The sequence below is a fragment of the Streptomyces sp. LUP30 genome (assembly GCF_001746365.1).
Classification (GTDB): Bacteria; Actinomycetota; Actinomycetes; order Streptomycetales; family Streptomycetaceae; genus Streptomyces.
In genome coordinates, this window is sequence record NZ_MJAJ01000049.1 from 1 (window position 1) to 20,908 (window position 20,908).

Genomic DNA, 20,908 nt, shown 5'->3' on the forward strand with positions numbered 1-20,908 from the left:
TCCCGCGGCTTTCGGCCTGGTGGCCGCCGTCGCCTACCATCACTACGACACGGTGTACCGCATCCGCGGAGACGCCGGAGCGCCGCCGGCCTGGCTGGTGCGCGCCGTCGGGGGGCAGGAAGGGCGGACGCTGCTCGTGGCCGTGCTGGCCGGGGAGGGCGCGCCGGGCCTGGGGGCTGCCTTGCGGGGGGCGGGCTTGCCGCCGCCCTGGAAGGCGTCAGTCAGTTTGCGGACAACGGGCGCTTCGATGGTCGAAGACGCCGAACGGACGAATTCACCGAGTTCCTGGAGCTTGGCCATGACGACCTTGCTCTCCACCCCGAACTCCTTGGCGAGTTCGTATACCCGGACCTTAGCCACTTCGCTCCTTTTAGGTCCGGGTGTGTCCGGACCGTCGCTACTTCATGGGCGTACTCATCGCGTGCTCATCGAGTGCTCATCGCAATCTCGACCTACTTCCAACTCGCGGGGTACCAGAGCCGCACGGAGGTTCCGTGCGACGCCTTCTTACGGTGTCGCCTGTTCGGCAACGGTCGTCTGCTCGACGTACTGGCGCAACGCGTTTATGTCGAGCGCTCCCGGGGCTCGCAACGCCCTCGTGAACGCCCGGCGGCGCGCCGCCTGGTCGAGACAGAACGGGGCGGGGTGCAGATACGCACCCCGGCCGGGCAGCGTACCGCGTGGATCGGGGACGCATGCGTCCTTGATCGCCACGATGCGCAGCAGCTCCGTCTTGGCCGCTCGCTTCCGGCACCCCACACAGGTGCGCTCAGGGCATGCGCCGGTGTGCGTCCGGCCAGACACAGTCAAGTCTACCTCCCCGCGCCGACCTCATCCCAATGGGACAGGAATCGAACACGTGCCGTGACGAACTCTGACGTGATCTCAGCCACCACAGGCCGAGATCTATTCCTCCGGCTGTTCGGTGTCCGGACGGATGTCGATCCGCCAGCCGGTCAGACGGGCGGCGAGCCGGGCGTTCTGCCCTTCCTTGCCGATCGCCAGGGACAGCTGGTAGTCCGGCACGGTCACACGCGCGGAGCGGGCCGCGAGGTCGACGACCTCCACCTTCGAGACCCGGGCCGGGGACAGCGCGTTGGCCACCATCTCGGCCGGGTCGTCGGACCAGTCGACGATGTCGATCTTCTCACCGTTGAGCTCGCCCATCACGTTGCGCACCCGGCCGCCCATGGGGCCGATGCAGGCGCCCTTGGCGTTCAGACCCGAACGGGTGGACCTGACGGCGATCTTCGTGCGGTGACCGGCCTCGCGGGCGATCGCGGCGATCTCGACCGAGCCGTCGGCGATCTCCGGCACCTCGAGGGCGAAGAGCTTCTTCACCAGGTTGGGGTGGGTCCGCGAGAGCGTCACGGACGGGCCGCGCACACCCTTCGCCACCCGGACGACGTACGACCGAAGACGCAGACCGTGCGAGTACGTCTCGCCGGGGACCTGCTCCTGCACCGGCAGGATGGCCTCCAGCTTGCCGATGTCCACGAGCACGTTCTTCGGGTCGCGACCCTGCTGGACCACGCCGGTGACGATGTCGCCCTCACGGCCGGCGTACTCGCCGAGCGTCGCGTCGTCCTCGGCGTCGCGCAGGCGCTGCAGGATGACCTGCTTGGCCGTGGTGGCGGCGATACGGCCGAAGTCCGACGGGGTGTCGTCGAACGTGCGGGGCTCCTGCCCCTCCTCGAGGTCCTCGGGGTCCTCCTTCGCCCACACGGTCACATGCCCGGTCTGCCGGTCGAGCTCCACGCGCGCGTGACGGCGGCTTCCCTCGGTGCGGTGGTAGGCGATGAGGAGGGCCGACTCGATCGCCTCGACCAGCAGGTCGAAGGAGATCTCCTTCTCCCGTACCAAGCCCCGCAGGGCGCTCATGTCGATGTCCACGGCTACGCCTCCTCTTCCTTCTCGTTCTTGTCCTTGCGGTTGAACTCGACCTGCACGCGCGCCTTGTCGACGTCGCCGAAGGCGATTCTGCGGGCGGTGGCCTTGCGGCCCTTCACACCCGGCACCTCGACGTCGAGCCCTTCGTCGTCGACCGCGACGATCCGGGCGACCAGCTCGCCGCCCTCGGTCAGCTGGAACCGCACCAGTCGTTCCGTGGCGCGCACGTAGTGGCGGTGCTCGGTGAGGGCGCGCTCCGCGCCCGGGGTGCCGACCTCGAGGGTGTACTCGCCCTCGCCCATCGCGTCCGTCTCGTCGAGCTTCGCCGAGAGCGCGCGGCTCACATCGGCGATCTGGTCCAGATCCGCTCCGTCGTCGGAGTCGACGACCACGCTCAGCACCCGCTTGCGTCCGACGGAGTCCACGGTGATCTCTTCGAGATCCAGTCCCTGGGAGGCGACGAGCGGTTCCAGTAGCTCTCGCAGCCTCTCGCTCTGGGTGGTGCTCATCCGGGTGACTCCTCGGCCGCGTGTGCTGTTGTGGGACGGTGCGCGTGTCTGGTCAAAGGGTATCCGGTCGCAGGGTGTGTTGCCGTCCACCTGTGCACGGAGGGTGGCGAACCGTCGCGCGCACGGTGCCGCTGAGTGGTGGGGGAGGAACGCGCGGGTACGGTGATCACGGGCCTGCGCCCTTCTTGGTGTTTCTTTCGTACGAGTTCCCGAGGACGTCTGCCGTGCCGTTCCCCCCTCCCTCGCGCGCCCCGTCGGGACCGCGCAGAAGATCCCTGCTCACGGCCGCCGCGGGAGCGGCGCTCCTCGCCGGCTGCTCGTCGGGCGAGGACGGCGGGGAGGGCGCCGCGGACGCGAGCGTCAGCCCCGCGGTCACCGAGCGGGCACGCGCGCGTGCGGCCGCGGACAGCGAGGGGCTGGTGGCTCGGTACGACGCCGTCCTGGCCGTCCATCCGGGGCTGACGGGGCTGCTGGGACCGCTGCGGGCGGAGGTCGTCCGGCACGTGGACGCGTTCGGCGGCGTCCGCAGCACGTCCCCGTCGCGCTCCGCCTCCCCCACCGGGTCACCGCCCGGATCGCCCACCGGATCGCCCACCGGGTCCGCCTCGGCGCCGCCTGCCTCGGCCGTGCCGTCCCCCGCTCCGGTGCTCGAGAAGGACGCCCTCGCGCAGCTGGCCGCCGCCGAGCGGACGCTGGCCGACCGCAGGGCCGCGGAGCTGGCGGGCCTGCCGGGCGAGCAGGCCCGGCTGCTGGCCTCGGTGGCGGCGGCCGGCGCGGCCCACGCCTATCTGCTGACGGAGGGGACGCGATGAGCGAGGAGACGAGCGCGGAGCTGACGGCGCTGCAGGCGGCGCTGGCCGCCGAGCACGCCGCCGTCTACGGCTACGGGGTCGTGGGCGGGCGGGTCGGCGAGGAACGGCGCGCCGAGGCGCGGGCGGCCTACGACACGCACCGGGCTCGCCGTGACGCGCTGATGCGCGAGGTGCGGGGCATGGACGCCGAACCGGTCCCGGCGAGCGCCGGGTACGCGCTGCCGTTCGCGGTGCAGGACTCCGCCTCGGCGGTGCGGCTCGCCGCCGAACTGGAGGGACGGGTGGCCGGGGTGTATTCGGACCTGGTGCGGGCAGCCGGGGACGCACGACGCCGGGAGGCCGCGACGGCGCTGCGGGAGGCGGCGGTGCGCGCGGTGCGCTGGCGCGGCAGCAGCGTAGCCTTCCCAGGTCTCGCGGAGCGGGACGGTACGGATCCGGCCACGGGCTCGGCGCCCGCCACGACGGCGGCGCCCGCCACGCCCCCGGCGGCAGCGGCATCGGCCACGGCCACGGGGTGAGCGGCGGTCCGGCCGGGAGCACGGAAGGGGACGACTCGCGCATGGCTTTCGCACCGCCGCCACGTCTGGTCAGGGCGCTCGGTGAGACGGCGCCGGACGGGGACGGCTGGCTGGAGAAGCTGCCGGAGACCGTCCGGCAGGCCGTCGCTCTGCGCGAGTTGACCGTCGACCGGGTGCAGGTGCCGGGCGGCCGGTCCAGCCTGGTCGTGCTGGTGCGCCGGGCGGACGGGACGCCGGCCGTGCTCAAGCTGGCCCCGCCCCGGTTCCGCCCCGAGGCCGAGCGGGCCGCGCTGACGTGCTGGGACGGTCTGGGCGCCGTACAGGCGCTGGACGGGCCGGAGACGGCGGGGACCCTGCTCCTGGAACGGCTGCATCCCGATGTGTCCGTGCGGTCGCTGCCGGAGGCGAAGGCGCTGCTGGAGGCGGCGGGGACGCTGCGGCGGCTGTGGGTGGATCCGCCGGCCGGTCAGGTCTTCGAGACGGTGGCCGAGCGGACCGGACGGCAGGCCGCGGCGATGCGGAGCACTGCGCTCGGCTCCGAGGCGGGGGTGGCCGCTCTGGTGGACGCTGCGCTAGCCGCCCGGGAGGAGCTGGTGGGCTCGGCGCCGGAGGTGCGGTTGCTGCACGGCACGTTCCGGCAGAGCAAGGTGCTGGCGGCGGAGCGGTCGCCGTGGCTCGCGGTGGGCCCGGACCCGGTGGTGGGTGAGTGCGCGTTCGACCTGGCACGGCTGGTGCGTGACCGGGTGGAGGATCTGATCGGCTCGCCCTCGGGGGCGGCGACCACGCGGCGGCGGGTGCGGAAGCTGGCGGAGTCGCTGGAGCTGGACGGCGAGCGGGTGCGGGGGTGGACGCTCTTCCGGGCGGTGGAGTCGGGGGTGCGGGCGCTGCGGGTCGGACGGCCCCGGGACGCCGAGCTGCTGCTGGAGTTCGCCGGGTGGCTTTGAGCCGACAGGTCATCGCGCCGGCTCCGGGCGCGGGCGCCCGTGCGGTCGGCGCGGGCCGTCGGTGCAGGTCGCCGGGGGCAGGCCGCCGGGGCAGGCCGACGGGCGCTGCGGACCTGGCGGACGCCACCGTCGAGGTCTCGTCCGCCTGCCTGACGCCGCTGCGTCGGCCGGCGCCGGGGCGGCGCCCCGACCCGCGAGAGGTCCGCTGAGGGGGCCGCACGCCCCCTCAGCCCCTCGCGGACGGCTCTGGCGTCAGGCGGTGAGACGCGCGATCGCCTCGTCCACCGTGAGCTCCTCGCGCTCGCCGGTCCTGCGGTCCTTCAGCTCGAGGACGCCTTCGTCGGAGCGACGGCCCGCCACCAGGATCTGCGGCACGCCGATCAGCTCGGAGTCGGTGAACTTCACGCCCGGGGAGACGCCGGCCCGGTCGTCGACCAGGACGCGCAGTCCGGCCGCGCGCAGCTTCTCGGAGACCTCCAGCGCCAGCTCGGTCTGCAGCGCCTTGCCGGCGGCGACCACGTGCACGTCGGCCGGGGCGACCTCGGCGGGCCAGCACAGGCCCTTGTCGTCGGCGGTCTGCTCGGCGAGGGCGGCGACCGCGCGGGAGACGCCGATGCCGTAGGAGCCCATGGTCACGCGGACCGGCTTGCCGTGCCGGCCGAGGACGTCGAGCTTGAGGGCGTCGGCGTACTTGCGGCCCAGCTGGAAGATGTGGCCGATCTCGATGGCGCGGTCCAGCTTCAGGCCGGTGCCGCACTTCGGGCAGGGGTCGCCCTCCTGGACGACGACGACGTCGACGTACGCGCCGACCTCGAAGTCACGGCCCGCGACGACGTTCTTCGCGTGCGTGCCCTCCTTGTTGGCGCCGGTGATCCAGGAGGTGCCGGGCGCCACCCGCGGGTCGGCGATGTACGTGACCTTGTCCCCGAGGCCCTGCGGGCCGACGTAGCCGCGCACCAGGTCGGGGCGGCCGACGAAGTCCTCGGCGGTGACCAGTTCGACGGCGGCCGGGGCGAAGTGCGCCTCGACCTTGCCGAGGTCCACCTCGCGGTCGCCGGGCACGCCGACGGCCACGATCTCGCCGTCGACCTTCACCAGCAGGTTCTTCAGGGTGGCGGAGGCGGGGACGCCGAGATGGGCGGCGAGGGTCTCGATGGTCGGGGTGTCCGGGGTGGGGATCTCCTCGAGCGCGGCGACGCCGTCGGCGTCCACCGGCTTGAGCTCGTACGCGATCGCCTCGGTGTTCGCCGCGAAGTCGCAGTGGGGGCAGTCCGCGAAGGTGTCCTCGCCGGCCTCGGCCGGGGCGAGGAACTCCTCCGACTTCGAGCCGCCCATCGCGCCGGCGGTGGCGGCGCAGATGCGGTAGTCGAGGCCGAGGCGCTCGAAGACGCGCTGGTAGGCCTGGCGGTGCAGGGCGTAGGAGTGGGCGAGGCCCTCGTCCTCCGTGTCGAAGGAGTAGGAGTCCTTCATGAGGAACTCGCGGCCGCGCAGGATGCCGGCGCGGGGGCGGGCCTCGTCGCGGTACTTGTTCTGGATCTGGTAGAGGATGACCGGCAGGTCCTTGTAGGAGGACGCCTGGTCCTTCACCAGCAGGGTGAAGATCTCCTCGTGGGTGGGACCGAGCAGGTAGTCGCCGCCCTTGCGGTCCTGGAGGCGGAAGAGCTCGGCGCCGTACTCCTCCCAGCGACCGGTCGCCTCGTACGGCTCCCGGGGCAGGATGGCGGGGAGCAGCACCTCCTGGGCGCCGATCGCGTCCATCTCCTCGCGCACGATGCGCTCGACGTTGGAGAGGACCTTCTTGCCGAGGGGCAGCCAGGACCAGATGCCGGCGGCGGTGCGGCGGACGTAGCCGGCACGGACGAGGAGCTTGTGGCTGAGGACCTCGGCGTCCGCCGGGTCGTCGCGCAGCGTCTTCGCCATCAACTGGGACATGCGCTGGACCGGTGCGTTGGCCATGGTTGTCGTACTCCTGCCGATGGGGTACCCCCGCTCGAACGAGGCCGAGAGCGGGGGAAGGTGATGGCTAGGAGGTTAGCCGGGAGCGCGGCGTGCCCGGAAATCCGTTATTCCGGGCGCAGGAGCGGAAGCGGGGCGCCCATCACCGCGTAGGGGCGGGGGGCGCTGGGGAAGAGGACGCGGCGGGCCAGGTCCCGGTAGCCGAGGGAGCGGTAGAGGGCCCGGGCGGGGCTCTCCGTGTCGATCGCGGAGAGGATCGAACGGGGCTCGGTCGCGGTGTCGGTGATCCTGGTGATGAGGGCCCGGCCCGCGCCGCGGTTCTGGTACGCGGGGTGGACGTGGAGCTCGGTGATGACGAAGGAGTCGTCCAGCCAGTGCTCGTGGTGCTGGGCCGCCAGATAGGGCTGGACGACGGTGGACCACCAGTGGGCGCGGTCGTTGGGCATGCCGTAGACGAAGCCGGCGAGACGGCCCTCGGAGGTCGTCGCGCCGAAGGCGCGCGCGCCCGGGTTCGTCATGTGGCGCAGGACGATCTGGCGTCTGACGGCAACCTCGTCGGGGCCGAGACCGAAGGCGACGGCCTGGACGGCCAGGGCCTCGTCCACGTGCGCGGAAAGGTCCAAGGGGCCGATGACGAGGTCCATGGCGGGGAGCCTACAGGGGCGTCAAAAGAGCACGCTCGTGAAGGCGCCGACCTCCTGGAAGCCGACCCTCCTGTACGTTCGCCTGGCCGCGGTGTTGAAGTCGTTGACGTAGAGGCTCACCACGGGGGCCACGTCCGCCAGGGCGTAGCGCAGGACCGCCGCCATGCCGGGGGCGGCGAGGCCCTGTCCGCGGTACTCGGGGGCCACCCACACGCCCTGGATCTGGCAGGCCTGGGACGTCGCCGCGCCGATCTCCGCCTTGAAGGCGACCCTGCCCCGGTCGTCGAGGCGGGCGAACGAGCGGCCGGAGCCGACGAGTTCGGCGACCCGGGCCTGGTACAGCAGTCCGCCGTCGCCGGCCATCGGGGAGATCCCGACCTCCTCGGTGAACATCGCCACGCACGCCGGCATGATCGTGTCCATCTCGTCCTTGCGGATGCGGCGGACGTAGGGGTCGGGGGCGATGTCGCCGGGCATGCGGTCGGTGACCATGAGCGGCTGACGGGCGCGGACCTCCCGGGCCGGGCCCCAGTGCGGTTCGAGGAGGCGCCACAGCCGGGTCGTCGGCTCGGTGGGGCCGACGATCGAGGAGCAGCGGCGGCCGGCTCGGCGGGCCCGGTCGGCGAAGGCGCGCACCGCGCGCGGGGTGGCGCAGATCGGGACGAGGTTGGCGCCCGCGTAGCACAGGGACGTCAGCATGCCGTCCTCGTACCAGCCCCACATCTCGCCGCCGAGGCGCCACGGGTCGAGGCCGGCGACCTGTACGCGGGACGTCACGAAGGCGTTGGCGACCGGCTCGCGGTCGAGGACGGCGAGCGCGGCGTCCAGGTCGCTCGGTTCGAGGACCCGGGAGGTGGTCTGGGTCAACACGCGCGGGGCCTCACACTCAGGTCTGCTGATCTCCGCACTGTACCTGCGGAAGCTTTGCGGTGCCGCCCTGCGTTCAGTTGGCGTTCGTTCGCCGTGGGCGTGGGGCCGGACTGCCGTCCTCTGAGGGCTGCCGCCCCGGACCCCTGCTCCGGCCCTGAAGGGGCCTCGTCCTCGGTCGCCGGACGGGCTGGGATGCCCGCCCGAACCGGCGTCGAGAGTTGCCTTCGTTCCCGCAGGGGCGTCAGCCGGCGACCGACACCGAGGGCTCTCCGGAGGCGGTTCCCGCGGCCTCCATCTGCTCGGCCAGCTTCATGGCCTCCTCGATGAGGGTCTCCACGATCTTCGACTCGGGGACGGTCTTGATGACCTCGCCCTTCACGAAGATCTGGCCCTTGCCGTTGCCGGAGGCGACCCCGAGGTCGGCCTCACGGGCCTCGCCGGGACCGTTGACGACACAGCCCATGACGGCGACCCGGAGAGGCACCTCCATGCCGGTCAGCCCGGCCGTGACCTCCTCGGCGAGCTTGTACACATCGACCTGGGCCCGCNTCGGCCAGCTTCATGGCCTCCTCGATGAGGGTCTCCACGATCTTCGACTCGGGGACGGTCTTGATGACCTCGCCCTTCACGAAGATCTGGCCCTTGCCGTTGCCGGAGGCGACCCCGAGGTCGGCCTCACGGGCCTCGCCGGGACCGTTGACGACACAGCCCATGACGGCGACCCGGAGAGGCACCTCCATGCCGGTCAGCCCGGCCGTGACCTCCTCGGCGAGCTTGTACACATCGACCTGGGCCCGCCCGCACGACGGGCAGGAGACGATCTCCAGACCACGCTGCTTGAGGTTCAGCGACTCCAGGATCTGGTTGCCGACCTTGACCTCCTCGACCGGAGGAGCCGACAGGGAGACACGGATGGTGTCGCCGATGCCCTGGGAGAGCAGCGCACCGAAGGCGACGGCCGACTTGATCGTGCCCTGGAACGCGGGACCGGCCTCGGTCACACCGAGGTGCAGCGGATAGTCGCACTGCGCGGCCAGCTGCCGGTAGGCCTCGATCATGACCACCGGGTCGTTGTGCTTGACCGAGATCTTGATGTCGCGGAAGTCGTGCTCCTCGAAGAGGGACGCCTCCCACAGCGCCGACTCCACCAGCGCCTCCGGGGTCGCCCTGCCGTACTTCTGCAGCAGACGGCGGTCCAGCGAACCGGCGTTGACACCGATACGGATCGGCGTGCCGTGCTCCTTCGCCGCCTTGGCGATCTCCCGGACCTTGTCGTCGAACTGCTTGATGTTGCCCGGGTTCACCCGCACCGCCGCACAGCCCGCCTCGATCGCGGCGAANGATGTCGCGGAAGTCGTGCTCCTCGAAGAGGGACGCCTCCCACAGCGCCGACTCCACCAGCGCCTCCGGGGTCGCCCTGCCGTACTTCTGCAGCAGACGGCGGTCCAGCGAACCGGCGTTGACACCGATACGGATCGGCGTGCCGTGCTCCTTCGCCGCCTTGGCGATCTCCCGGACCTTGTCGTCGAACTGCTTGATGTTGCCCGGGTTCACCCGCACCGCCGCACAGCCCGCCTCGATCGCGGCGAASACGTACTTCGGCTGGAAGTGGATGTCCGCGATCACCGGGATCTGCGACTTGCGCGCGATCGTCGCCAGCGCGTCCGCGTCGTCCTGCGTCGGACACGCCACCCGCACGATCTGACAACCCGACGCCGTCAGCTCCGCGATCTGCTGCAGCGTCGCACCGATGTCCGACGTACGCGTCGTCGTCATCGACTGCACCGACACCGGGGCCCCGCCCCCGACCGCCACGGAGCCGACCTGGATCCGCCGCGACTCTCGTCGCGGCGTCACCGGCCGGGCCGGCATCTCGGGGACGCCCAGGGACACGGCGGTCATGCCGTCACTCCCGGTTTCCGTTGACGGTCTCCCGCACGGCGCGCAGGGACTCCTTCAACGAGCCCATCGTGGCGAGGATGGCAGTGGGCTCGTAGCCGCAGTGCGCCATGCAGTTGGCGCAGCGCGGGTCCTTGCCCCGGCCGTACTTGTCCCAGTCGGTGTCCTCGATCAGCTCGCGGTAGGTCGGCACGTACCCGTCGCTCATCAGGTAGCAGGGGCGCTGCCAGCCGAAGAGGGAGTAGTTCGGGATGGCCCACGCCGTGCACGGGAAGTCGGCCTTGCCCTCCAGGAAATCCAGGAAGAGGGGCGAGTGGTTGAGCCGCCAGCGGCGCCGGTTGCCGCCCGAGAAGGCCTTCTTGAACAGCTCGCGGGTCTGCTCGACGCCCAGGAAGTGCTCCTGGTCGGGGGCCTTCTCGTAGGCGTACGCGGGCGAGATCATCATCTCGTCGACCTTGAGGTCGTCGTTGAGGTAGTTGAGCACCTCGATGACGGTCTGCGGGGTGTCGGTGTTGAAGAAGGTCGAGTTGGTGGTGACCCGGAAGCCGCGCCGCTTGGCCTCCTTCATGGCCGCCACGGCCTCGTCGAACACACCCTCCTTCGCCACGGACTCGTCGTGGCGCTCGCGCAGCCCGTCGATGTGCACGGCGAAGGCGAAGTAGGGCGAGGGGGTGAACTTGTCCATCTTCTTGCGCAGCAGCATGGCGTTGGTGCAGAGGAAGACGTACTTCCGCTTCGCCACCAACTGGCGCACGATCTCGTCGATCTGAGGGTGCATCAGGGGCTCGCCGCCGGCGATGGACACCATCGGCGCGCCGGACTCCAGCACCGCGCCCACGGCCTGGGCGACCGGCATGCGCTGCTTGAGCACACCCGCCGGATGCTGGATCTTGCCGCAGCCCTCGCACTTGAGGTTGCAGGCGAAGAGCGGCTCCAGCTCCACGATGAGCGGGAACTTGTCCCGCTTGCGGAGCTTCTGTTCAACCAGGTATGTAGCGACCTTGATGGACTGACGCAACGGCATGGCCATGTGGCTCACCTCCGGGGGAGCAGAACATTACGGTGCCATTCGAAAAAAGCAGGCAGGACGCAGCGAAGAACGCGGAAAGCCGATATTCCACCGCGCACCGTGCCGATCCGGACGAGTTCATGTTCTGGAGCGTCCACGACCACCCGGACGGCCGCAACCGGGCGCGGCTCGGCGCGCACGGCGCTCAGGAGCGTGGCCGCCGATTCCATGTCGACCGCGATCGCGCCGGTCGCGAGCAGATCGGCCCGCTCGTGGCCGCGTACCACGTGGTCGGAGCCGGTGAGCGGGCCGGTGTGGACCGTCCGCCCGGGCAGGGTGCGCACCAGTTCCTTGACGAGCAGTTCGGTGCCCACGCAGGGGACGCGGCCGCGTGGGTCGCGGGTCTCCTCGGCGACGACCAGGTCGCCGGGGTGCATGCCGGGGGCGAGTCCGGCGCAGAATCCCGTGGCCAGCACGGCCGCCCCGCCCAGCACCGGGTCGGACAGGACCCGGGTGACGGAACGCTCGGCCGCCTTGGGGCCCATGCCCGTCCGCAGGACGGTGACCGGCCCGTCGGCGCCGCCGCGCTCGCCCATGCGCAGGGCGAGGTGCTCGATGCCGAGCGCGCAGGCGATCAGCAGCGGTGCCGGGACGGGCTGTGCGCTCATCAGCCCCCCTTGCCCTCGGCGGACGCCGCGTGCGGGGCGGGCTGCGTGCTGAACGGCTCTCCATGGACGTAGCGGCCGAGCGCGGTGAGCGGGAAGACCTGCCGGTAGAGGTGGTAGTTGATCGAGAAGTCCCAGGGGAAGCCGGTGCCGGTGAAGTAGGGCTCGTCCCAGGAACCGTCCTCCCGCTGGGTCCGGGCCAGCCACGCGACGCCCCGCTCGACGGCCTTGGAGTCCTTCTCCCCCGCCGCCAGCAGGGCCATCAGCGCCCATGCCGTCTGGGAGGCCGTCGAGGCGCCGCGGGCGCTCCATCGGGCGGGGTCCTGGTAGGAGCGCAGGTCCTCGCCCCAGCCGCCGTCGTCGTTCTGCACCCGTTCCAGCCAGCCGACCGCCGCCCGGATCGCCGGGTGCTGGACGGGCAGGCCGGCGGCGGTGAGGGCAGGCACCACCGACCCCGTGCCGTAGACGTAGTTGACGCCCCAGCGTCCGAACCAGGAGCCGTCCGGCTCCTGTTCGGCGAGCAGCCACTCGATGCCGCGCCGGGTGCGCGGATCGTGCGAGAGGCCCTCGATCGCCAGCATCTCGACGACGTGCGCCGTGACGTCCGCGGACGGCGGGTCGATGACCTCGCCGAAGTCGCAGAACGGCAGCCGGTTGGGGAACGGGCTGGTGTTGTCGACGTCGAAGGCGCCCCATGCGCCGTTGCGGGACTGCATCCCGAGGTTCCAGCGCACCCCGCGCGCGATCGCCCGGTCCATGCGCTCCGGGTCGTGGTGGCGGACCCGGCGCAGCGCGAGGACGACCTCGGCGGTGTCGTCGATGTCGGGGTAGTTGTCGTTGTGGAACTCGAACGCCCACCCGCCGGGCGGGAGTTGCGGTCGGCGTACCGACCAGTCGCCGGGGCGCACCACCTGCTCGCCGAGCATCCAGTCGGCTGCCTTGACCAGTTGGGGGTGGTCGGGCGGCAGTCCGGCGTCGGCGAGGGCGATGGTGGCGAGGCAGGTGTCCCATACCGGCGACTGGCAGGCCTCGACCATCCGTGCGCCGTCCTCGCGCCACACGGTGTACCGGTCGAGGGACTCCAACCCGGCACGCATCACCGGGTGTTCGAGGTCGTAGCCGAGCAGGTGCAGGGCGATGACCGAGTACACGGCGGGCGGCTGGATCCCGCCCCAGCAGCCGTCGTTCTCCTGGCGCTCGACGATCCAGCGGGCGGCGGAGTTCAGGGCGGCTCTGCGCAGCCTGCGCACCGCCACCGACCGGTAGCCGCGCACCACCTTGTCGAGCCGCTGGAAGAGTCCGTCCCAACTGTTGACGGGGGCGAGGGGCTTGGGGGGGTTGGGGTTCGCGGGGTCGGTGTGCAGCTCGTCGAGCGGGAACGGCGCGGGGCGCACGGGGCGCTTCGCCGAGACGACGGTCAGGGGCACGATCGTCTGCCGGGCCCAGCAGCCGAAGTTGTAGATGCTCAGCGGGAACCATTTAGGGAAGAACAAGAGCTCGGGCGGGAGTTCGGGCAGGTCCTCCCATTTCCACCAGCCGAACAGGGCCAGCCAGATCCGGGTGAAGACCCGGGCGGCGGCGATGCCTCCCTGGTCGCGGACCCAGGCGGCGGCACTCGCCATGTGCGGGGCGTCGGGGGCGTCGCCGGCCAGGCGCAGCGCGACGTACGCCTCGACGGTGGCGGACAGGTCGGGCGGGCCGCCGTAGAAGGTCGCCCAGGTGCCGTCCTCGCGCTGCTCGCCGCGCACGAAGAGGGCGGCGGCACGGGTGGTCGGCTCGTCACGGATGCCCAGGAACTGGCGGAGCAGCAGGTCCTCGGCGTCCATGGTGACGTTGGTCTCCAGGTCGCCCTTCCACCAGCCCTCGGGGTCCTGCCGGGCGAGCAGGAAGTCGGTGGCGCGCTGCATCGCGCGTGCGGCGGCTTCTTGTACCCCGGCCGCCACGGGGACGGTGATGTCGGTTTCGCTGGCCGCGGCAGCGCGGGGCGGCAGGGCCCCGGTGCTTCCGTCGGTCGTCGCTGTCATGGCTTCCCCTTCGTGCAGTGTGCATGTCGTTGCGTCTGCTGTGGGTCCGCCGTCGGCCGGTGTCCGCATCTCGCACACCGGCCGGCGACTACGCGAGGGCTATTCGACCGATAGTGATCATCTCTTTCGTACGACGACGAAGTCCGCGAGCGCCGTGAACCGGTCCCGCACCTGCTCGGGCATGTCGACGGCGTTCAGGGCCTCGATGGCGACGGCGTGCTGACGACGTGCCTCTCCGGCGGTCCAGTCACGGCCGCCCGCCTCCTCGATCAGAGCCGCGCGGGCCGCGAACTCCTCCTCGGAGAAGTTCTCGAAGTCGTTGCTCTTGGCGTCGGCGGCGAGCATCTCGCCGAGCCGCTCGGAGGCGGGACCGCCCGCCGCGAGCGCCGCCACCACCGGCAGGGACTTCTTGCGCTGGCGCAGATCGCTCCAGGTCTGCTTGCCGGTGGCCTCCGGGTCGCCCCAGATGCCGAGGAGGTCGTCGACGGCCTGGAAGGCCAGGCCGAGGTGGTATCCGTACCTCTCCAGCGTGTCCGCGGTGCGGTCGTCCGCGCCGCCGAGCACCGCGCCGATGGAGGAGGCGCAGGCCAGCAGCGCCCCGGTCTTGTTGCCCTCCATCTCCAGGCACTCCTCGACGCTGACGCGGTCGCGGTGCTCGTAGGAGATGTCCTGGGCCTGGCCGTCGATGAGGGCGCGGGTGGCCGTCGTCAGACGACGGGTGGCGCGTCCGGCCTCCACCGTGCCGAGTTCGAGAAGGACCTCGTTGGCGAGGGCGAACAGCGCGTCGCCGACCAGGATGGCCTGCGCGGGGCCGTGCACCTTCCAGACGGTGTCGCGGTGGCGGCGCTGCTCGTCGCCGTCCATCAGGTCGTCGTGCAGGAGGGAGAAGTTGTGGACCAGCTCCACGGCGACCGCGCCGGGGACGCCGGTCTCGGGGTCGGCCCCCGCGACCTCGGCGGAGAGCACCGCGAGTGCCGGGCGCACGGCCTTGCCGCCGTCGCCGTCGGTGGGGTTGCCCTGCGCGTCGATCCAGCCGAAGTGGTAGGCGGCGACCGTGTCCATGGGCGGGGCGAGTCGGTCGACGGCCGCCCGCAGCACCGGTGTGGCCAGGGTGCGGCCGCGCTCCAGTAGCGCGGTCACGTCCACCGCGGTCCGCCGAGCGGCCGGTGAGGCCTGGGGCACAGTGGGCACATTTTCTCCTCTTGTCGCGGTACCGGAGGGGGTGCGGGGGTGTGCCGAGCCGTGCTGATCGAACTTCACCGGGTTCCCCCTCGCAGGGGAACGCCGGTTCCCTCCGGTTCTCGGCCGGGGGTCCGGGGGGTGTCCCCCGGAACGATGCAGTAGGCCGTCTCCTCGGACTCGAAGCGACGGCGGGGTCGGGGCCGGCCCAGGGCGCTCAGCGCGGCGTCCGCCGCGTTCACGCCGCTGCGGACCGCACTCTCCATGGTCGCGGGCCACCCGGTGGCGGTCCACGCTCCGGCCAGGTACAGGCCGGGGGCTTCGGTGCGGGCGCCGGGCCGCAGACGGCCGACGCCGGGGGTGGGGGCGAACGTCGCCGTGCGCTCCCGGGTCACGAAGAAGTCCCGCACCTCGGCGCGGCGCGTGCCCGGCAGCAGCCTGCGCAGTTCCGGCAGGTAGCGCTCACGCAGGGCGGCGACGGGCTCGTCGATCTCGTCCTGCGCGGCGGACTGGGACAGGGCGAGGTACTGGCCGCTGCGCAGCCCTGAGGCGTGGGTGCGGTCGAAGACCCACTGCACGGGAGTGCCGAGCGCCGCGAAGAAGGGCGTGTCGAGCACCTTGCGGTCGTAGACGACGTGGACGTTGAGAATCGGCGCGGTGCCGATCTCCAGCAGCCGCCCCGCGTCATCGAGCGCGCCCTCGGGCAGCAGGTCGTACGCCTCGCGCTGGGGGACGGCGAGGACGACCGTGTCCGCGTGGAGCGTCTCGCCCGGAACCTGGACGCTCCATGTCCCGTTCCCCTCCCGGGAGACGGAGGTGACGCGCGCCCGGACCTCGGTACGCACCCCCGCGGAGTCGAGCGCCCTGCGGGCGAGCCCGTCGTGCAGTTCGCCCAGCGGGACGTGCGCCCAGCCGATGTCGGCCGCGCCCGGGTCGGACAGCAGACCGGTCTTGAACACCATCGCGGCGAGCGCGAGCGAACAGTCGCCGGCGACCGCGTTCAGGGTGGCGACGCCGACCAGGTCCCACAGGGCCTCGACGGCGCGCGGCGACTGGCCGTGCGCGGTCAGCCAGTTGCCGAAGTCCTGTGCGTCCAGGGCCGGATCGGCCAGGTCGAGCCCTTTCAGGGCGAGCGCGGCGCGGCCCACTCGCAGGCGTTCGGCGAGGGAGAGATGCGGATACGCGGAGAGGCTGCGCCCCAGATGCAGGGGGACGGGCAGCGCGTCGCGCCGCAGTCGGCCGAGCCGCCGCCCCTCGGGCTTGGCGACGTCGACGACGGGCACGTCGAGACGTTCCTGCAGCGGCGCCAGCGCGCTGCCTCCGATGCGGTCCAGGAACCAGCGGTAGGCGGTGCAGCAGCGCAGATACACGTGCTGTCCGTTGTCGACGGTCAGCTCGCCGCGCCGGAAGGAGAAGGCGAGGCCGCCGAGCCGCGGCCGGCCTTCGAGCAGGGTGACGCGCACGCCCGCGTCGGCGAGCGCGAGCGCCGCGGTGACGCCGGCGAGCCCGCCCCCCACGACGACGGCGGTGCGCCCCGGGGAAGCGGCCGCTCCCCCGGCGTCCGCCGGCTGCTCGTCGTTCATCGTGCACCCTCCCGTGCGGGCCGGCCATGGTGCTTGAACTCTGCACCGCAGGCCGTCGCAGTCAGGGACGCCGCGCCGCGTCGGAGGGTTGCGTGCCGCTTTTCAGCGCTGGCGCCGCCTTGGCCCAGCTCGTCGCCCGCCGCGTCCATCAGGTGTGCCTCCTGACGGTCCGCCGCGACACGTGCCGGGCGTCCAGGCCCGACAGTCCGCGCACGGCGACATAGGCCTTCTCCCGGCCGGGCAGCGAGACGCGGCCGCGCAGCACCGCCTCGGGGTCGCGTTCGATGCGGTCCAGGAGCCGGCGGTAGATGCCGGCCATGGCGGCGACGCAGGCGCCGCTGCGCCGGTCGAGCAGGGGGAGCAGCCGGTAGCCCTCGGCGAAAAGGGTGCGGGCCCGGCGCACCTCGAAGTGCACGAGACCCGCGAAGTCGGAGCCCTCCGGCGGCTTCGGCCCGTCGAACCCGGCCGAGCAGCCGAACTTGGCGAGGTCGTCGGCGGGCAGATAGGTGCGGCCGCCCGCCGCGTCCTCGCGGACGTCTCTGAGGATGTTGGTGAGCTGGAGCGCAAGCCCCAGCGTGTCCGCGTACTCCGGCGCGCGCTCGGCTCCGCGCGCCCCCGGTTCGGTGCCGAACACGCCGAGCGAGAGCCGCCCGATGGCGCCGGCCACACAGCGGCAGTACGTCTTCAGGTCGTCCCAGGTCTCGTAGGTCTCGCCGCGCACGTCCATCAGGACGCCGTCGATCAGCTCGTCCAGGCCGCCCAGCGGGACCGGGAAGGTGCGGGCCGTGTGCGCGAGGGCGACGGCGACGGGATCGGTGTCGTCCTCGTCGACCTCGCCGGCCCGGATCCGGGTCAGCAGCGTCCGGGTGTCCTCCAGTCTGGCGGTCTTGACGCCGTCGTCCAGCGCGCCGTCGCCGATGTCGTCGACGCGGCGCGAGAACGCGTACAGCGCGGACATCGCGCGGCGCTTCGGTGTGGGCAGCAGCCTGATGCCGTACGCGAAGTTCCGGGCCTGCTGCCCGGTGACGGTCTCGCAGTAGCTGTAGGCGGCGAGTACCGGTGCGGACGCGTGCGGTGACGACTCCACGGCCCGGATCACCCCTCTCCTCGCAGGGTCACGCCCACCTCGCGCAGCAACTGGAGCTTGCCGGGCTTGGGCGGGCCGGGAAGGACGTCGTACTCGGCGGCGGCGATCGCTCGGATCGCCGCCCTTCCCCCCGCCACGAACCCCGCGAGCAGCAGTCTCAGCCTGCCGTGGACGCTACCCACCAGGGGGGCGCCTTCATTCAGGAGATCGCGCGCGCGTTGCGCTTCGAACGCGACCAGCGCGCGCACCGAGGCGCCCGAGGTCGGTGCGGCGAGGTCCGCCTCCTGGACGTGAAAGCGCTTCATGTCCACGACGGGCAGGTAGACGCGGTCGCGGCCGAGGTCCTCGGCCACGTCCTGCAGGTGTTCGACGATCTGCAGTGCGGTGCAGATGGCGTCGGACCGGCGGATCCGCTCGGGGGTCGCGGCGCCGGTGACGGCGAGGACCAGACGGCCGACGGGGTTGGCGGACAGCCCGCAGTAGGCGAGGAGGTCGTCGTACGTCTCGTAGCGGGCGACGAACTGGTCCTGGCGGTTGGCCGCGATCAGGGCGAGGAAGGGCTCCGGGGTGAGCGAGCGGCGGCGCACGGTCGCCTGGAGGCGGCGCAGCAGGGGGTGGCGGGGCGGGCCGTCGGACCCGTCGAAAATCCGGCGCAGGTCGGCTTCGAAGGCGTCCAGCAGCACGAGGCGGTCCTCGGCCTCGCCGGCCGACACGCCGAGCAGGCGGGCGTCCGCGCCGCCCGGCGCCAGGTCGCCGTCGCCGATGTCGTCGACCAGCCGGGCGTAGCCGTAGACGGCCATGAGGTCCTCGCGCCAGGCCCTGGGCAGGAAGAAGGGGGCGACGGGGAAGTTCTCGTGCGCCGCTTTGTCGAGGGTGTTCTGCTCGGGGTCGCCGGGGCGTGGCGCCGCGGACGCCGTCATCGTCGTCCGCCCGGGGCCGGGACGGCGCGGCCTGCGTCGAGCTGGGGAGTTTCCGTAGCCATTGCCGTCACATCTCCCGTTCTACACTGCCGACCCAATGCGCACTATTTCGGACACGCCGCCCGGCCGTCCGCACGACGGCCCCGACCAGGGGCGCTGCGCGTTATCGCCCCACTTTGCCGCGATTCGGGACCGGTCCAGCTTACGTTGTACAACGCGGCGAGGATCTCGGGGGTGTCCCGCACATCACAACAACACACCGATTGGCGTCAAGATTCCTAAGCGGGACCCGAGTTGACGCTTCCTTTGCAGACGCGGAGTCCGGCCGGGCAGTTCCGTCGGGCCGGTTCGAAACGCCGTACCCGCCCGTGCACTTGTCGGACCGTCCGCACGCCGGTCCAGTGCCAGGCGCGTGCCGGCCCCGCGTCGTCGACGCGCGAGACGATGCGGTCCCCGTCGGCCACGGCGGTCGGCGGACGTGGACCCGGGGGCTGCGACGGGAGCGGCTCAGCCACGGCCGTATCTCTCCTCCGCCCTCCAGAAGTACACGAAGCCGCCGACGGCGATCAGCGCCGCCCAGCCGCCCGCGACCGCCCAGACGTGCTCGGGGAGGTTCTCTGCGCCGTACCCCTCGATCAGCGCGAAGCGCATCAGGTCCATGTAGACGGCGGCCGGATTCCACTGCAGAACGTTCGCCGCCCATTGCGGCTTGTCCGCGAGGAAGACCGGGATGGAGAACATCACACCGGACGCGTACATCCACGTCCGCATCACGAACGGCATCAGCTGCGCCAGGTCCGGGGTCCTGGCGCCGGCCCGGGCGAGGATCAGCGCCAGACCGGTGTTGAAGCAGAACTGCAGGGCGAGCACCGGCACGATCAGCGCCCAGGACAGGTCCGGGTAGCTGCCCGCGCCGATCACCACCATGAACAGCACGAGCATGGAGTACAGCAGTTGCTGGAGCTGCTGCAGGGCGAAAGCGACGGGCAGACAGGCGCGCGGGAAGTGCAGGGCGCGCACCAGTCCGAGGTTGCCGGAGATCGCGCGCACGCCGCTGAGCGCGGAGGTCTGCGTGAAGGTGAACACGAAGACGCCGGTGACCAGGAAGGGAACGTAGACCTCCTGGGACATCCCCCTGCCGGCGTCCAGGAGCACGCCGAAGATCATGAAGTACACGGCCGCGTTGAGCAACGGTGTGGCGACCTGCCACACCTGGCCGAGCCTGGCCTGGCTGTACTGCGCGGCCACCTTCGCCCGGGAGAACGCCAGCATGAAGTGCCGGCGCTCCCAGAGGCGGCGGACGTACTCCGGCAGCGAGGGGCGGGCCCCGCTCACGGCCAGCCCGTACCGGGCTGCCAGCTGCGCCGCCGTGAGGCCCTCGTCGGGCGAGGCGAGCGCGTTCACGGCGACTCCGACATACGCGTTGCCTCACTCACAGGTAGACCTTCGCCTTCGGCGTGCGCGCCCTGGACGGGACCGGCACGAGCGGGGGCGTCCCGCGGCGCGGCCCGGGTGCCCTCGGGGACGAGCCTGTCAGATCACCGGAGGCCGGCCCAGTCGCGTGAGCCGCCAGACCGTGCGCCATTTCATGGGCCGGCGAGGCCCGCACGCGGTGGTCCATCCCTCCTGGAAGCCGCCGAACCACGCCCTGAGCGCGGCCGCCGAGGGGCGGCGGACGAGGGTGAGGAGCAGCCAGACCCCGAGATAGACCGGGATCAGGGGGGCGGGAAGGTTGCGGCGGGCCAGCCAGACGCGGTTGCGGGCCACCATGCGGTGGTACACCGCGTGCCGCGAGGGCGCGGTCGTCGGGTGGTGGAGGACCATGTCCGGCCGGTAGTCGATCATCCAGCCCGCGTCGAGGGCCCGCCAGGCCAGGTCCGTTTCCTCGTGGGCGTAGAAGAACTCGTCCGGGAGCCCGCCGACCTCCGCGAAGACCTTCGTGCGGACGGCGTTGGCGCCGCCGAGGAAGGTGGTGACCCGGGAGGAGCGCATCGGGTCGGAGGCGCGCAGCCGGGGCACGTGGCGGCGCTGCGTGACGCCGGTGTCCGGGTCGGCGATGCGGAAGCTGACGATGCCCAGCCGGGGATCGGCGGCGAAGGCCCGGCGGCACAGCTCGGCCGTGTCGTGGTGGGCGAGGAGGCCGTCGTCGTCGAGGAACAGCAGGACGTCGACGTCGCGGCCGCTGGGGCCGAAGGCCTCGATGCCCACGTTGCGGCCGCCGGGGATGCCGAGGTTCTCGGGGAGTTCGACGGTGCGGACGCCCTCGGGGACGGCCGGGACGGGCGAGCCGTTGCCGACGACCACCACCTCGACGCGGTCGCCGTCCTGCTCGGCCACCGAGTCGAGCAGGGCACGCAGCTCGTCGGGGCGGTCGCCCATGGTGATGACGACCGCGCCGA

At 72.1% G+C, this 20,908-nt stretch carries 20 protein-coding genes and 4 pseudogenes; 4 read left to right on the forward strand and 20 right to left on the reverse strand.

The genetic code is table 11. The annotated features are described in order from the left end of the window. Positions 1-19 precede the first annotated feature (19 nt). Positions 20-94: pseudogene (locus BG482_RS46255) on the forward strand (DUF5941 domain-containing protein); the annotation flags it as partial. Here the strand turns inward: BG482_RS46255 and BG482_RS31040 are convergent. The 4 genes and pseudogenes from BG482_RS31040 to rimP all read right to left on the reverse strand — a co-directional run. After that, a pseudogene (locus BG482_RS31040) lies at positions 67-360 on the reverse strand (translation initiation factor IF-2 N-terminal domain-containing protein); the annotation flags it as partial. The pseudogenes BG482_RS46255 and BG482_RS31040 sit on opposite strands and share 28 nt — an antisense overlap. 147 nt (positions 361-507) lie before the next feature. Next, a complete protein-coding gene (locus BG482_RS31045; protein WP_069772513.1) occupies positions 508-804 on the reverse strand; it encodes a YlxR family protein in 297 nt (98 codons plus the stop codon). Between the two features lie 102 nt (positions 805-906). Then, on the reverse strand, positions 907-1,893 hold the full coding sequence (gene nusA / locus BG482_RS31050; protein ID WP_069772514.1) for a transcription termination factor NusA: 987 nt from the start codon (positions 1,891-1,893) through the stop codon (positions 907-909). A 2-nt stretch (positions 1,894-1,895) separates the two neighbouring features. Beyond that, positions 1,896-2,399, reverse strand: a complete 504-nt coding sequence (gene rimP, locus BG482_RS31055; RefSeq protein ID WP_069772515.1) for a ribosome maturation factor RimP — start codon at positions 2,397-2,399, stop codon at positions 1,896-1,898. A 224-nt stretch (positions 2,400-2,623) separates the two neighbouring features. On the opposite strand from rimP, the gene BG482_RS31060 reads away from it, so the two are divergent. The 3 genes from BG482_RS31060 to BG482_RS31070 are packed head-to-tail and all read left to right on the forward strand — an operon-like array spanning position 2,624 to position 4,673. After that, positions 2,624-3,211 (forward strand): hypothetical protein, encoded by a 588-nt coding sequence (locus BG482_RS31060; RefSeq protein WP_069772516.1) that lies wholly within the window; start codon positions 2,624-2,626, stop codon positions 3,209-3,211. Beyond that, positions 3,208-3,729, forward strand: coding sequence for a ferritin-like domain-containing protein (locus BG482_RS31065; protein WP_069772517.1), 522 nt, complete (start codon positions 3,208-3,210; stop codon positions 3,727-3,729). Before BG482_RS31060 ends, BG482_RS31065 begins: the two co-directional genes overlap by 4 nt. Positions 3,730-3,770: 41 nt before the next feature. Continuing rightward, positions 3,771-4,673, forward strand: coding sequence for an aminoglycoside phosphotransferase family protein (locus BG482_RS31070; protein WP_069772518.1), 903 nt, complete (start codon positions 3,771-3,773; stop codon positions 4,671-4,673). Between the two features lie 252 nt (positions 4,674-4,925). On the opposite strand, the gene BG482_RS31075 is transcribed toward BG482_RS31070, so the two are convergent. The 16 genes and pseudogenes from BG482_RS31075 to BG482_RS31145 all read right to left on the reverse strand — a co-directional run bounded on the left by BG482_RS31075 (position 4,926) and on the right by BG482_RS31145 (position 20,888). Beyond that, positions 4,926-6,629 carry a proline--tRNA ligase gene (locus tag BG482_RS31075; RefSeq protein WP_069772519.1) on the reverse strand — a complete coding sequence of 568 codons (1,704 nt, stop codon included), beginning with the start codon at positions 6,627-6,629 and terminating at the stop codon, positions 4,926-4,928. Positions 6,630-6,736: 107 nt separating this feature from the next. Further along, positions 6,737-7,273 (reverse strand): GNAT family N-acetyltransferase, encoded by a 537-nt coding sequence (locus BG482_RS31080; RefSeq protein ID WP_069772520.1) that lies wholly within the window; start codon positions 7,271-7,273, stop codon positions 6,737-6,739. 21 nt (positions 7,274-7,294) lie between these two features. Next, positions 7,295-8,143, reverse strand: a complete 849-nt coding sequence (locus BG482_RS31085) for a GNAT family N-acetyltransferase (protein ID WP_069772521.1) — start codon at positions 8,141-8,143, stop codon at positions 7,295-7,297. A gap of 241 nt (positions 8,144-8,384) precedes the next feature. After that, the coding region (locus BG482_RS31090; protein ID WP_176741517.1) for a flavodoxin-dependent (E)-4-hydroxy-3-methylbut-2-enyl-diphosphate synthase at positions 8,385-8,691 on the reverse strand (307 nt) is incomplete at its 5' end. A 1-nt stretch (position 8,692) separates the two neighbouring features. Beyond that, a pseudogene (gene ispG / locus BG482_RS31095) lies at positions 8,693-9,483 on the reverse strand (flavodoxin-dependent (E)-4-hydroxy-3-methylbut-2-enyl-diphosphate synthase); the annotation flags it as partial. 1 nt (position 9,484) lies between these two features. Beyond that, positions 9,485-10,045: pseudogene (locus BG482_RS41690) on the reverse strand (flavodoxin-dependent (E)-4-hydroxy-3-methylbut-2-enyl-diphosphate synthase); the annotation flags it as partial. 4 nt (positions 10,046-10,049) lie between these two features. Beyond that, positions 10,050-11,072 carry an adenosyl-hopene transferase HpnH gene (gene hpnH / locus BG482_RS31105; protein WP_069772524.1) on the reverse strand — a complete coding sequence of 341 codons (1,023 nt, stop codon included), beginning with the start codon at positions 11,070-11,072 and terminating at the stop codon, positions 10,050-10,052. Positions 11,073-11,077: 5 nt separating this feature from the next. Continuing rightward, complete coding sequence (locus tag BG482_RS31110) at positions 11,078-11,719, reverse strand: 1-hydroxy-2-methyl-2-butenyl 4-diphosphate reductase (RefSeq protein ID WP_069772525.1); 642 nt, start codon at positions 11,717-11,719, stop codon at positions 11,078-11,080. Continuing rightward, entirely contained in the window at positions 11,719-13,740 is a 2,022-nt protein-coding gene (gene shc / locus BG482_RS31115; RefSeq protein WP_069772526.1) for a squalene--hopene cyclase, read from the reverse strand. Before shc ends, BG482_RS31110 begins: the two co-directional genes overlap by 1 nt. Positions 13,741-13,857: 117 nt before the next feature. Next, complete coding sequence (locus tag BG482_RS31120; RefSeq protein WP_079142380.1) at positions 13,858-15,000, reverse strand: polyprenyl synthetase family protein; 1,143 nt, start codon at positions 14,998-15,000, stop codon at positions 13,858-13,860. Then, the gene (hpnE, locus tag BG482_RS31125; protein WP_069772528.1) at positions 14,997-16,502 is read right to left on the reverse strand and encodes a hydroxysqualene dehydroxylase HpnE; all 1,506 of its coding nucleotides are present in this window, start codon (positions 16,500-16,502) and stop codon (positions 14,997-14,999) included. The genes BG482_RS31120 and hpnE overlap by 4 nt, the downstream gene beginning before the upstream one ends. Then, positions 16,499-16,651, reverse strand: a complete 153-nt coding sequence (locus BG482_RS46260) for a DUF6380 family protein (protein ID WP_370745928.1) — start codon at positions 16,649-16,651, stop codon at positions 16,499-16,501. The genes hpnE and BG482_RS46260 overlap by 4 nt, the downstream gene beginning before the upstream one ends. Beyond that, complete coding sequence (gene hpnD / locus BG482_RS31130) at positions 16,651-17,601, reverse strand: presqualene diphosphate synthase HpnD (RefSeq protein ID WP_069772529.1); 951 nt, start codon at positions 17,599-17,601, stop codon at positions 16,651-16,653. Before hpnD ends, BG482_RS46260 begins: the two co-directional genes overlap by 1 nt. After that, positions 17,598-18,509, reverse strand: a complete 912-nt coding sequence (gene hpnC / locus BG482_RS31135) for a squalene synthase HpnC (protein WP_069772530.1) — start codon at positions 18,507-18,509, stop codon at positions 17,598-17,600. Before hpnC ends, hpnD begins: the two co-directional genes overlap by 4 nt. A 507-nt stretch (positions 18,510-19,016) precedes the next feature. Beyond that, positions 19,017-19,913 (reverse strand): ABC transporter permease, encoded by an 897-nt coding sequence (locus BG482_RS31140; protein WP_069772531.1) that lies wholly within the window; start codon positions 19,911-19,913, stop codon positions 19,017-19,019. Positions 19,914-20,042: 129 nt separating this feature from the next. Further along, positions 20,043-20,888 (reverse strand): glycosyltransferase family 2 protein, encoded by an 846-nt coding sequence (locus BG482_RS31145; protein ID WP_176741519.1) that lies wholly within the window; start codon positions 20,886-20,888, stop codon positions 20,043-20,045. Positions 20,889-20,908: the final 20 nt, after the last annotated feature.